This window comes from Clostridium muellerianum, from assembly GCF_012926525.1.
Lineage (GTDB): Bacteria > Bacillota > Clostridia > Clostridiales > Clostridiaceae > Clostridium_AM > Clostridium_AM muellerianum.
On the sequence record NZ_JABBNI010000047.1, the window covers coordinates 246,118 to 258,737 of the forward strand.

Consider the following 12,620-nt stretch of genomic DNA (forward strand, 5'->3'; position numbering starts at 1 on the left):
GAGATATTGAAAAATACCTACTTCTTCAAATGCGACGTCCTGTCGCTTTCAGAGCTTTTGCCGTCCTGGCAAAAGTTACGGTATTTTTCAATATCTCAAGCAAAGAACTTCTAAAATTTGTTCGAATGTTCCTGCACAACATATATCAATCTTCATACAGCTTAACTTTGTTTCGCAGTATGCTTTTATTAAGTTAAAATTTTATTTTTAAATATATTTTATTGTATAGAGTAGCCTGTATTTACGATGCACTGCTCTATTTTTTTTGCATCTGCAGGAGTATTAAAGTCTACTTCTACAGTTCCACGAGCTATGTCTACTGCAATTTGTTGAACCCCTTCTATTTTATCTAAAGCATTTTTTAGCTTGGTTTTACTCTCAGGATACACCATTCCTGAAACATTGTAATGAACTGATTTCATTTTTTAGCCTCCCTTAATATATGAAAAATATATATATTAGTATTATGAGAAATATAAACTTTTATTCAAAACACATATAATGTAAAAAAAGAAGTATTATAAAAATATATATTTAATAGTTAAAATATGAAAGCAAGGGTGATTTCAATGCCAGAAAAATATTGGCCTGAAACTGTAATATTATGGGGTGCGGGTGCTACTAATTCATTAGGTCTTTATGCTACAAAAGAATTGATTCAAATTGTAATAAAGATAAATAAAAATGATTTTTCATTTTTAAAGGGGAAAGATGAGAAATTAAAATCATCTTTTAAAAAATTGGTAACAGAATATTTAATAGAAGATAAGGAACTTTCAAAAATATATGATTTAAAGGCTCTGCAGACTATTATAAATACTAATACAAAAATAAACATGCATGAGCTTTTTACTATGCTTGATCAACTAATAGATAACAATATTGGATTTAATGCTTTTTGCAATGGAAAGACGGAATTTTTAAGGGTAGATAGAGTAAAGGGAGCTAAAAGATGTTTAATTCTTTTAATTGAAGAACTAGAAAGATTAAGTATACAAAAAAAACCTGGATTTATGGATAGATCAAATTTAGAACCATATTATCAGTTTAGTAAGATATTAACAGATCTTATGAAAGAAGAAGGGGTAATTTTTGATCAAAGGGGATATAAAAGAGATACTAGAAGATTTTATCTTTATTCTTATGCAATAATATCATTTAACTGGGATCCAGTAATTTTATGGAATATCTTTAATGCTCATAAAGAGCAAAATGATAATTCATATTATTTAAAGAATGGTTTAAAGCTTAGACTTTTTGATGACTTTGGCACTCAAATAACTTCTATAAAGATAGACAGTGATGATCCAGAAATATGGTATACTGTGGAAGAATCTCAATGTAAAAGAATAAATGATTATAAATATCCATCTAGAATTGTAAGAATAGGAAAAATTCTTTTTCCTCATGGTATTTTTGGATCAAGAATATGTCCAGAATGCGGAAAATATATAACGACTTTTGGAGGAAGCTGGAATAGGCTATCTACAGAACCTTTTGGACCATCAGTATTAGATGATTTACAAAAATGCTGGAAATATAAAAGTGAAAATGAAAGAAAAAGTAAAAAAGGAGCTATAGAATGTCCTTATTGCGGTCAAATAACATATCCCTTTGACATGCCGCTTATAATGCAAACTTTAGCGAAACAAAAAAGCATACCACCTTTGGAAGAAATAAAAACGGAAATGGGACTTTTAATGAAAAATGCAAAGCATATAATTTTTGCAGGATATAGTTTGCCTCTAGATGATATTATGGTGAAAACATTTTTTATGTCTTCCATTTCAGGAAATGATAAAAATAAACTTAAATGTACAGTTATAAATTATGATGATGATTACAAAGGAGCAAAGGAATGGTTAACCGGCGATGACATAGATAAATATATGAAGAAAAGTAAGAATAGTACTGTAGTGGAATGTATAGAGAATATTTGTGATATATTTAATGTAGAAAATGTAAGGGTGTCCCTTAAAGGAATACCTAATGTATTTATGAAAAATGGAAAGTGTAATAGGCATAAAATTGTAGATTTGCTGTATCCAAAGGAATATTTTTCAGAAGGGTTTCCTATTAGTAGAGAATAGGATAGTATTAACTCGTAATTGCAAATTAAAAGTAAAATTGTAATATGGTGGTTATGAAACAAATTATATGATATAATTGTTGAAATAAAAATTACTAGGGGGCTAAGTAATGAGTGTAGAAAGTGTGAAAAAACAATTTGAAGATGAAAATTTAAATTTGAAAATAGTTGAACTTGATGAAAGTACAGCAACTGTTGAATTGGCAGCTCAAGCTATAGGGGTAGAGCCTGAGCGTATAGCTAAAACTATGGCTTTTAAATTAAAAGATAGAGATATTTTAATAGTTTCAAAAGGAGACGCTAAAATAGATAATAGAAAATTTAAAGATTATTTTAGTACTAAAGCTAAAATGTTAAGTTATGAGGAAGTATTAGAAGTAACTGGTCATCCTGTGGGAGGAGTTTGCCCTTTTGGACTTAAAAATCATATGGATACGTATTTAGATTTAACACTTAAGGAGTTTGATTTTGTGTACCCAGCAGCAGGATCACCACATGCTGCTGTAAAGGTAACTGTTGATGAATTGGAGAAAGTAACTAAAGGTACATGGGCAGATTTGTGTAAGTAAATATCACAATTAGTAATATAAATGTTGAAGGATAAAGTTAACATAACATAGTTAATTTATTCTTCATTTTTTTATCTTGAAAATTTTTAGAAACATATTGCAATTAGAAAAAGAAAGAGTTAAAATTGAATTATAAACAAAAGTTAATTTAGTAAGCAAAAATTAAGAAAAGTTATAGATAGTATATGTCAAGGAGGGGCTATATGACAAATAGAGAAGAAGAAATTTTAAAGCTTATAAAAAGCAATCCTATGATTTCTCAAAAAGAGCTTTCAGAAATTTTAGGTATTACTCGCTCTTCGGCAGCAGTACATATTACAAATTTGATGAAAAAGGGATATATAAAAGGAAAAGGATATGTATTAAACGAAGCCCCTTATGTATGTGTATTAGGTGGTGCTAATGTTGATATTCAAGGATTCCCTAATCAGGTATTAATACAAAAAGATTCTAATCCTGGACAAGTAAAAATATCCTTAGGGGGTGTTGGAAGAAACATAGGAGAAAATCTTAGGAAAATGGATGTAGAGACTAAACTTATTACTGTTATAGGTAATGATGTGTATGGCAATAAAATAATAGAAGAGGGAAGAAATATAGGCTTGGATATGGAGCATTCTCTTGTACTTCAAGAGCAGCCAACTTCTACTTATTTATGTATACTTAATGAAAAAGGAGATATGCAGGTAGCTATTGCATATATGGACATTTTGGAGCAAATGACAGTTGAATTTATACAAAAGAAAAAGCATGTAATAGATAATGCTAGTATTTGTGTCATAGATACAAATATACCAAAGGAAACTATTGAGTATATTGTAACAAGTCATAAGGATACTGAGTTCTTCTTAGATACAGTGTCTACAACTAAGGCAAAAAAGGTAAAGGATATTATAGGATGTTTTCATACTATAAAACCTAATAAAATTGAGGCGGAAATTCTTTCAGGTATAGAAATTAAAAGTAATGATGATTTAAAAAAATGTGGAAGATATTTCTTAGATAAGGGTGTTAAAAGAGTATTCATAAGTCTTGGAGAAGATGGAGTTTATTATAATGATGGATGTGAAGAAAATATTGTAAAAACACCGAAAGTTAATGTGGTAAATGCTACAGGAGCAGGGGATGCCTTCTTGGCAGCACTAGTTTATTCCAGAATGAATAAGTTATCAATGAAAGAGAGCACTAAGGTTGCTATGACAGCATCCATTTTAGCGCTATCTCATGAAAATACTATAAATCCTAATATGTCAATTGAAAATATAAATAAGAAAATGGAGGAATTAAAATTATGTTAGAAAAATATTTAGATATAAACCCAGAGGTTAAAAAGGCATTAGAAGAAGGCAAACCAGTAGTGGCGTTAGAATCCACTATAATATCTCATGGTATGCCATATCCTAAAAATGTTGAGACAGCAAGAAATGTTGAAAAGATTATAAGAGATAAAGGTGCAATTCCTGCAACTATTGCCATTTTAAATGGTAAATTAAAAGTTGGTCTTACTAATGATGAACTTGAATATTTAGGCAATGGTAAAAATGTAATAAAAACAAGCAGAAGAGACATTCCATTTATAATTGCAAAGAAAATGGATGGAGCAACTACTGTAGCATCTACAATGATTATTGCAGAACTTGCTGGAATAAAGGTATTTGCAACAGGAGGAGTTGGAGGAGTGCATAGAGGAGCACAACAAACATTTGATATATCAGCAGATTTAGAAGAATTATCACATACAAATGTAGCTGTAGTGTGTGCAGGTGCAAAATCCATATTAGATATAGGATTAACTTTAGAATACCTAGAAACTAATGGAGTTCCAGTAGTAGGCTTTGGAACAGATGAAATGCCAGCATTCTATACAAGAAAGAGTGGTTTCGGAGTTGATTATAGAATTGACTCAGTTAAAGAACTTTCAGATGCTATAAAAGCTAAGTGGGATTTAGGATTACAAGGTGGACTTATAGTTGCAAATCCAATTCCTGAACAATATCAAATGGATTACGATGTAATAAATAAAGCTATTGAAGATGCTGTGAATGAATCAGAAGAAAAAGGCATAAAGGGAAAAGAAACAACACCATTTTTACTTGCTAAGATAAAAGAAATAACTGGAGGAGACAGTTTAGAATCCAATATAAGACTTGTTTATAATAATGCTGCATTAGGTGCAGATTTAGCAGTGGAATTAAGTAAATAAAACTTTGTACAAAATAAGCATAGGTAGATATCACATTAGTGATAGATATATATGCTTATTTTTTTAATAGGTTTATACAAAATTGTTTAGTATTTAGAAAATATAAAATTATCTTTTTTCTATTTTTAATATTGAATTTTATCTCCAAGATGATAAAATTAAATGGTCGGTATTCTTATTGAAACCGAACGGAAATTTTATAATAAAAAGTTCCGAATTATATCCCAAAATAGGAATAAGAACGGAGGTATATTTAATGGAAAGAGGATTGAAATCTACAACTAAGTTTAGTACAAGGCAGCTTGCAGTTATAGGAATGCTATCATCAATTTCAATTATACTAGGGGTAACGGGTTTAGGATTTATACCTATACCACCAGTAAAAGCAACTATTATGCATGTTCCAGTTATTATTGGAGCTATACTAGAAGGTCCTGTGGTAGGTGCTATGGTAGGATTGATTTTTGGTATATTTAGTATTATACAATCAATAACTACACCAACACCAGTTTCTTTTGTGTTCATGAACCCATTAGTTTCTGTAATACCTAGAGTGCTTATAGGATTAACATCTTATTATGTTTATAGGGTTGTTAAATCAAAATCAAAGTCTTTAGGAATTGGTCTTGGAGCTGCTGTGGGCACACTTACTAATACTGTAGGTGTACTTGGAATGATATATCTTATATATTTAGGACCTTATTCAAAAGCTCTAAATATAAGTTTAAGTACTGCTAAAAAAGGTATAGTAGCAGTTGCTGTAACTAATGGTATTCCTGAAGTAATTTTATCAGTTGTTATCGTAGTTTCAGTAGTTACTGCAGTTAATAAAATAAAACGTAAGTAAAAAGGTTCCTCGAGTTCATAATAAAATTGAACTTGAGGAAATTTTTTTGTTACACTACAAAAAATCAGTATTCATTCTTGATTATCAACTAACAAAGCTTTGAGGCACATTTTGTATATTACGAATTATATATTCATAAAATAATAGCTCATTACGCTAATATTAGTTTAAATATTAGCAAAATATACATATACTATGTTATAATAAATTGGAACTCTATTTTTACCAGGAGGGAAGAAAAAAATGTTAAAAAACAAATTTTGTTTATTAGTTTCAATTGCAGCAATAAGTTTATCAGTATTATATACAACCAAAGCTGAAGCTGCATTCCCTGAAGTTAAAAGAATTTGGGGAGCTGACAGGTATGAGACTTGCAGTAAAATTGTACAAGAAGGATGGAAGAGTACAAGTGAGTATGCAGTAATAGTAAATGGAGAAAATTTTCCAGATGCTTTAAGTGCGTCTGTATTAGCTAAAAAATATAATGCACCTATATTACTAGCTAAAGGCAGTACTTTAGGTGATAAAACTTATAGTGAATTAAAAAGATTAAAAGTAAAAAATGTGTTTATAGTAGGAGGAACAGGTGTTATTACTACTAGTGTAGAGAATACACTAAAAAATATGGGAATAACTACTGAAAGATTAAGTGGACAAGATAGAGATGAAACTTCAGCATTAGTAGCAAATAAAATTGGTACAGAAAATGGAGTTATACTTACTACTGATGATGATTTTACAGATGCATTATCTATTGCTCCTATAGCAGCTAGATATCAGATGCCAATCGTTTTGATGCCTAAAGAAGGAATACCTAGTTCCGTTGAAAAGGTTATGGCTGGTAAAAATGTTCCTAAAACATACATAATAGGAGGAACAAATGTAATATCTGAAGATATAGCGCTCAAGTTTCCGAGTGTTGAGCGAATTGATGGTAAGGATAAGTATGAAAGAAATATAAATATTATCAAAGCTTTTGGTGATAAGATTGATTTTAGCAATATATGTATGGCTTATTCAGAACAATTTGCAGATGCTTTAAGTGGTTCTGTTTTCGCAGCAGAAAGAGCTAATCCTATTATATTAATGGGAGACAAAAGTAGTTTATATACTAAATACTTTTTAACTACTAAGGAAAGCCAAATTAAAAATATTACTGTTTTTGGCGGAACTTCAGGGATTAAGGAGTTACAAGTACAAGATGTGTTTAATGTTAGTAATGATAACAACTCAAGTAATACACCAGATGCAAATGGTGATGTTGAGAATAATGGGTCTAGTGCAGTAAAAAAAGGAGATTGGATTTACTATAGTGTAAATAATGGAACTTCAGCAGTAAGAGGTAAATTGTATAAAGAAAAAAGTGATGGATCTAGTAAGATAAAATTATCTGATGATTTTGCAAAAAAAATCTGGATTAATGGTGATTACATTTATTATTTTAACTATTATGGTGAAGAGCAAAGCAATTCTTTCTATAAAATGAAAATTGATGGTACAGAAAGAAGTGAAGTAACAACTGATGCACCTACTTATGTAAATTTTCAAGGGGATTATATTTACTATGCTAAGTATGATAAGGTATATTCGGACAAGTTTTCAATATATAAAATAAATAAGAACGGAACAGGAAAAGAGTCTATAGGAAATGCCCACGGAATGTATCTGTTTGTAAAAGATAATTGGTTATATTATGCTAATTTAGATGATGGATCTAAAATATATAAAATGGGAACCGATGGGTCAAGTAAACAGCTTTTGTGTGAAGATTCTGCAGAAAACTATATGAATGTTGTAGGTGATTGGATTTACTATTGTGATAATGAGAATAATAATTTATATAGGATTAAATTAGATGGTTCAGAGAAACAAAAGCTTAATAATGCTAAAACTAGAAATATAAGCATTGCAGGGAATTATATATATTACACTGCAATGGACGAAAATGATAATGGTTTATTATATAAAATGAAACTGGATGGATCTGAAAGTAAAATGTTAAGTGATGTAGATTGTTCTACTGCTTTAGAGGTTCATGATGATTATATTTATTGCTGTGGATTTAATTCAAATGGAATATATAGAATAAAGACCGATGGAACTGGATATGAGCAGATAAGTAAAAATAAATCTGTTATTTCATTGTATGTGGCAGGAAATTGGATATATTATGTAGATTTTATGTCTGGTAATAAGAGCACTAAATTGCATAGAATGAAATTAGATGGATCTTTAGATAATACTGTTGAATAAAAATTTTATTAGGTTTAACAGGGAAGTTAAATGAAATTTAGATAGCTATAATTGAAAATTTAAATTTATAAAATTAGTGTAGTTTTTATAGCTACACTAATTTTTATTTGTTGACATTAGTAAAGCTATGTACTAGTATGTAATTAAGTAAACTTATAGTTTATTTAATTACGCATTGGTGAGGGATAACTTTATGGGAACAAAAGAACGAAAAGAAAAAGAAATTTTAATAAGAAAGAACGATATTATAGATGCGGCAGAAAAAGTTTTTTTTCAGAAAGGTATGCAGCAAGCCACTATGGATGAAGTTGCTAAGGAAGCTGAATTTAGTAAAAGAACCGTTTATGTTTATTTTAAAAGCAAGGAGGAAATTTATTATGAAATTATGCTTAGAGCATTCAAAACTTTAAATAGGATGATAAATGTAAATTTAGAAAAGAATAAATCAGTTAATAGTATAGAAAAAATTAAGATGTTAGGAAAGACTTTCGTTAATTTCAGTACTAATTATCATAATTATTTTAGGGTAATAGTAGATTATGAAAATCAACAATCAGATTTTATAAGTGATAATAAAGTAATTATGGAATGCTATAAAGAAGGCGAAAAGGCACTGGAAAATTTGAAAGCGATATTAAGACAGGGAATACATGAAGGACATGTATTGGAAAACATAAATATAGATAATACAGCAATTATTTTATGGTCTAGTATGTCAGGAATTTTTAATAACATTGTTAAAAAACAAGATTATTTAGAGCATTATTACAATATAAAAGCTCCTCAGTTAATAGAAGAAACCTTTGAATTTATGATAAGAGCTATACTTAAACAAAAGGAGAAAAATTAGTAATGAAGAAAAGAATAATGTTTTTAGTTGTGACATTTGTTATTATAGTGTTTGCTGTGTATAAGATTATAGATACAATAAAACTTAGTAGAACTAGTAATATTTCAATAGTAAGTGAAAAACAAGGAAAAAAATTATCTGTTTCAGTTGTAAAAGGAGAAGAATATCTTCATAAATTTCAAGTTAATTCTCTTATTAATATAAAAACTCCTCCACAATTTGCTATTTGGATTGAAGATTTAAATGGAAATTATGTTGATACAATATACGCAACTTCTAAAATTGTTAATCAAAATTGGAGTAAGGATCCTAATAATTCAGCGCAAGGTGGTAAGATTGAACGAAAGGAAGCATTGCCTTATTGGATGTATAAGCGTGGAAATAATAAAATAAATCCAGATATTGTGTCATCAGCTACACCTAAGGGAAGTTCTATAATAAGTAACAAAATTAATGAAAAACAAGGTGGATATATAATTTTTATGGAAGTTAATATGTCAACGGATTTTAATGAATATTACCCTAAAAATGTGGAAAAGGGAAAAGATAATTATTCAGGTGGACCTTGGGGAAGTGGACAACCAGCTTTAATTTATAGTTCAAATATTAATTTAAATTCCACAAATAAAATATATGATTTAAAACTTATTGGACATAGTAGTCCAGATGGATCTGATGGGAATTTATATAAAGATTTATCTAAAGTAACTACAGCAAAAAGTATAATTAATAAAATAACAGTTGAAATAAAATAACATGTAATTTTTACATAATAAAGTGGGAATTAGAGGATGGTGTGTAATGAAAAAAGTACTTATATTAAATGGAAGTCCACGTAAAGATGGTATAGTATACAACTTGCTAAAGGAAATAAGTAATAATTTAAAAGAGAACAGTGAAATAGAATGGATTGATGTATACAATTTGAAAATGAAACCTTGTATAGCATGTATGAAATGCAGAACAGGTGGTAAATGCGTATTGCCTAATGATGATGCACATATTATTGGAGAAAAAATACAGAGTGCAGATGCATTAATTGTTGGAACTCCTACTTACTGGGGGAATATGAGCTCACAATTAAAAGTTTTGTTTGAACGTAATGTTCCAGTTTTTATGGGTGAAAGTTCTAAGGGCATACCTGTACCAAAGCAAAAAGGAAAAATGGCGGCTATTGTGGTATCATGTACTACACCATGGCCATTCAATTTTATAGCATCGGAAAGTAGAGGAGCATTGAATTCTGTAAAAGAAGTTTTGCACTACAGTGGTTATAAGATAGTAGGTAAGCTTGTAAAACCTGGGACTAAAACAAATAGAAGTATTTCTGAAAAAATGTTGAATAAGGCAAGAAGTATAGCAGCTAAAATTTTAAGTATATAAATATGTGAGGTGTACAAGTTTATTAATAATATGAGCAGTTACTATAGTGAAAATTATTTACTTTTAAATAAGATTAGTATTTTAGTATATATATTATGTGTTATAATATGGTATAAATACAAGAAGTGGGGAATAAAAATGAAGGAAATAAGTTTTAGTGATATAGAAGGAATAAAAGTAGGAAATTTTCAAGATTTAAAGGGGCCTACAGGTTGTACAGTAGTAATTTGTGAAGAAGGGGCAGCAGCTGGAGTAGATGTTCGCGGGGGATCACCAGGCACTAGAGAAACAGATTTACTTGATCCTGTAAATTTAGTAGATAAAATTCATGCAGTAACACTAGCTGGAGGAAGTGCATTTGGATTAGATGCGGCTAGTGGAGTAATGGAATATTTAGAAAAAAAAGATGTTGGTTTTGATGTTAGTGTTACAAAAGTACCTATAGTGTGTTCGGCTGTATTATTTGATTTGGTTATTGGAGATTATAGGATAAGACCAGATAAGGTAATGGGCTACAAAGCTTGTGAAAATGCAGAATTAAATGAATGTAGGGAAGGTAATGTAGGGGCTGGAGCAGGTGCTACTGTAGGTAAGATATTAGGTGCTGAACATTCAATGAAAGGTGGATTAGGGTGTTATGCTCTTCAAGTAGGAGAACTTCAAGTTGGTGCTTGTATTGCAGTTAATTGTCTTGGAGATGTAATAGATCCCTTAACAGGGAAAATTATAGCAGGAGCTTTAAAAGAAGATAAAAAAACTTTTGCAAATACAGAAGAAATTATGATATCAAGATATTCAGAAAAGAAAAATTTGTTTAGTGGCAATACAACCATAGGAGTAGTAGCTACTAATGGAAAATTTACAAAATCAGAAATGAATAAAATAGCTTCTATGGCTCATAATGGTTATGGAAGAACTATGAGACCTGCCCATTCCATGTTTGATGGTGATACAATATTTACTATGGCAACAGGAAAGGTAGAAGCGGATATAAGTGTAGTAGGACTTTTAGCTGCCAGGGTAGTTGAACAGGCAGTGGTGAGAGCTGTGAAAAGTGCACAATCCATACTAGGATACAAGGCGTATAAAGATTTGATTAATGAGTAGATAATAATGTTATGCAATTGCAAGTAACCGAAGAAACGTTAAGCTGTATTCCGGCTGATATATGTTGTGTAGGAACACTCACTTCACTAAGAAGTTCTAATTGCTTGAGATATTGAAAAATGCCTACCTCCTCAAATGTGACCTCCTGTCACTTTCGGAGCTTTTGCCGTCCTGGCAAAAATTACGGCATTTTTAGAGTAATGAAACTCCTCTTCCTTTTGTCAGAGGAGTAAGCGATTCGCACAAAATCATAGATTTTGGCTCTCTGCTTAACAACTTCTAAAATTTGTTCGAATGTTCCTGCACAACATATATCAGTCTTCATACAGCTTAACGTTTCTTCTTACTGCAGTGTACATATAATAGTATTATTTATGTATTCTAAGTTATCTATCTTTAATCATAATTTAAGGTACAACCTGTAAAATCAGTAAACAGTATCTGTTAGATAAAATTAAAAAAGCAAGCTATTCTAAATTTAGCATGATAAAACAGAAGAATTCGCCTTAATTTTTAAAAGTTAAATTATAAAATTATCAATAATTATATGTATAACTGTGTATTATCATATATGTTTTATTATAATGTCTAAATTAGATCTACTTCTATTTAATATTGTGGTGAATTATAAAAATATATATAGAATTGGAGGGTGACTTTAATTGATAAGTTTGAAAAAATTATCAAAACAAAGTTTCATTGTTTTAATAATTGTTCTTATAATTTATATGTATCCCAAAGATATTGATAGATCGTATCAAGGGTGTGTATATTTAGGGCCAAATAAAAAAGTAACTACCATTACAATGCATCTAAAAGGCAAATTGTATAAATCACAGTTTTTTAATGGTGAACAAATACGTGGAACAATAGAAATTCAAGGTAATAAATACAATACTGATTTGAGTAAAACCAATTCACCTCGTTTTATTGGATCATCAAGTTTTGAAGATAATGACTTTATTGTGAGACTTTCTGATGATTTGGAGTCAATTGATATGACTAGAATGGGTACAACTTCAATGAAAATATTCGCTCCTGCTAAAAATAAGGAAGATTATCTAATTGTACAAAAAAATTTACATACTAAAAAAATTTCAACTTTAGAATAGTGAAAACAATTTTATCAAGTTAATCATTTCTTTATCATTTAATTTATGAAATTTAGTTTGGAAGTTTCACATAGTTTTTGTTTTGTAAAGAAAGAATATTACTTGCACAACAGCTATGAATATTGTAGAATTTATTTGCAGGAATAAAAACACAGTTCGGTAGGTAGTCCGGACGCATATTAAATATTATTTAATATGTCAGTAGCC

12 protein-coding genes are annotated in these 12,620 nt (G+C 29.6%); 11 read left to right on the top strand and 1 reads right to left on the bottom strand.

Features of this window, described 5'->3' with window-relative positions:
- Positions 1 to 218 precede the first annotated feature (218 nt).
- A complete protein-coding gene (locus HBE96_RS19190; RefSeq protein ID WP_169299319.1) occupies positions 219 to 422 on the bottom strand; it encodes a heavy-metal-associated domain-containing protein in 204 nt (67 codons plus the stop codon).
- A gap of 147 nt (positions 423 to 569) precedes the next feature.
- On the opposite strand from HBE96_RS19190, the gene HBE96_RS19195 reads away from it, so the two are divergent.
- The 11 genes from HBE96_RS19195 to HBE96_RS19245 all read left to right on the top strand — a co-directional run bounded on the left by HBE96_RS19195 (position 570) and on the right by HBE96_RS19245 (position 12,413).
- Positions 570 to 2,090 carry a hypothetical protein gene (locus tag HBE96_RS19195; RefSeq protein WP_169299320.1) on the top strand — a complete coding sequence of 507 codons (1,521 nt, stop codon included), beginning with the start codon at positions 570 to 572 and terminating at the stop codon, positions 2,088 to 2,090.
- A 109-nt stretch (positions 2,091 to 2,199) separates the two neighbouring features.
- Positions 2,200 to 2,658 carry a YbaK/EbsC family protein gene (locus HBE96_RS19200; protein ID WP_169299321.1) on the top strand — a complete coding sequence of 153 codons (459 nt, stop codon included), beginning with the start codon at positions 2,200 to 2,202 and terminating at the stop codon, positions 2,656 to 2,658.
- Between the two features lie 203 nt (positions 2,659 to 2,861).
- Positions 2,862 to 3,956 (top strand): PfkB family carbohydrate kinase, encoded by a 1,095-nt coding sequence (locus HBE96_RS19205; protein WP_169299322.1) that lies wholly within the window; start codon positions 2,862 to 2,864, stop codon positions 3,954 to 3,956.
- The gene (locus HBE96_RS19210) at positions 3,950 to 4,861 is read left to right on the top strand and encodes a pseudouridine-5'-phosphate glycosidase (protein WP_169299323.1); all 912 of its coding nucleotides are present in this window, start codon (positions 3,950 to 3,952) and stop codon (positions 4,859 to 4,861) included. The genes HBE96_RS19205 and HBE96_RS19210 overlap by 7 nt, the downstream gene beginning before the upstream one ends.
- Before the next feature lie 256 nt (positions 4,862 to 5,117).
- Entirely contained in the window at positions 5,118 to 5,708 is a 591-nt protein-coding gene (locus HBE96_RS19215; protein ID WP_169299324.1) for an ECF transporter S component, read from the top strand.
- Between the two features lie 243 nt (positions 5,709 to 5,951).
- Positions 5,952 to 7,961, top strand: coding sequence for a DUF5050 domain-containing protein (locus HBE96_RS19220; protein ID WP_169299325.1), 2,010 nt, complete (start codon positions 5,952 to 5,954; stop codon positions 7,959 to 7,961).
- Positions 7,962 to 8,154: 193 nt separating this feature from the next.
- Positions 8,155 to 8,811, top strand: a complete 657-nt coding sequence (locus tag HBE96_RS19225; protein WP_169299326.1) for a TetR/AcrR family transcriptional regulator — start codon at positions 8,155 to 8,157, stop codon at positions 8,809 to 8,811.
- Positions 8,812 to 8,813: 2 nt separating this feature from the next.
- Positions 8,814 to 9,566: a T9SS type B sorting domain-containing protein gene (locus tag HBE96_RS19230; protein ID WP_169299327.1), complete on the top strand. Its 753-nt coding sequence runs from the start codon at positions 8,814 to 8,816 to the stop codon at positions 9,564 to 9,566.
- A gap of 46 nt (positions 9,567 to 9,612) precedes the next feature.
- Complete coding sequence (locus HBE96_RS19235; RefSeq protein ID WP_169299328.1) at positions 9,613 to 10,194, top strand: flavodoxin family protein; 582 nt, start codon at positions 9,613 to 9,615, stop codon at positions 10,192 to 10,194.
- 138 nt (positions 10,195 to 10,332) lie between these two features.
- Positions 10,333 to 11,301, top strand: coding sequence for a P1 family peptidase (locus HBE96_RS19240; protein ID WP_169299329.1), 969 nt, complete (start codon positions 10,333 to 10,335; stop codon positions 11,299 to 11,301).
- A 662-nt stretch (positions 11,302 to 11,963) separates the two neighbouring features.
- Positions 11,964 to 12,413 carry a hypothetical protein gene (locus tag HBE96_RS19245; RefSeq protein ID WP_169299330.1) on the top strand — a complete coding sequence of 150 codons (450 nt, stop codon included), beginning with the start codon at positions 11,964 to 11,966 and terminating at the stop codon, positions 12,411 to 12,413.
- Positions 12,414 to 12,620: the final 207 nt, after the last annotated feature.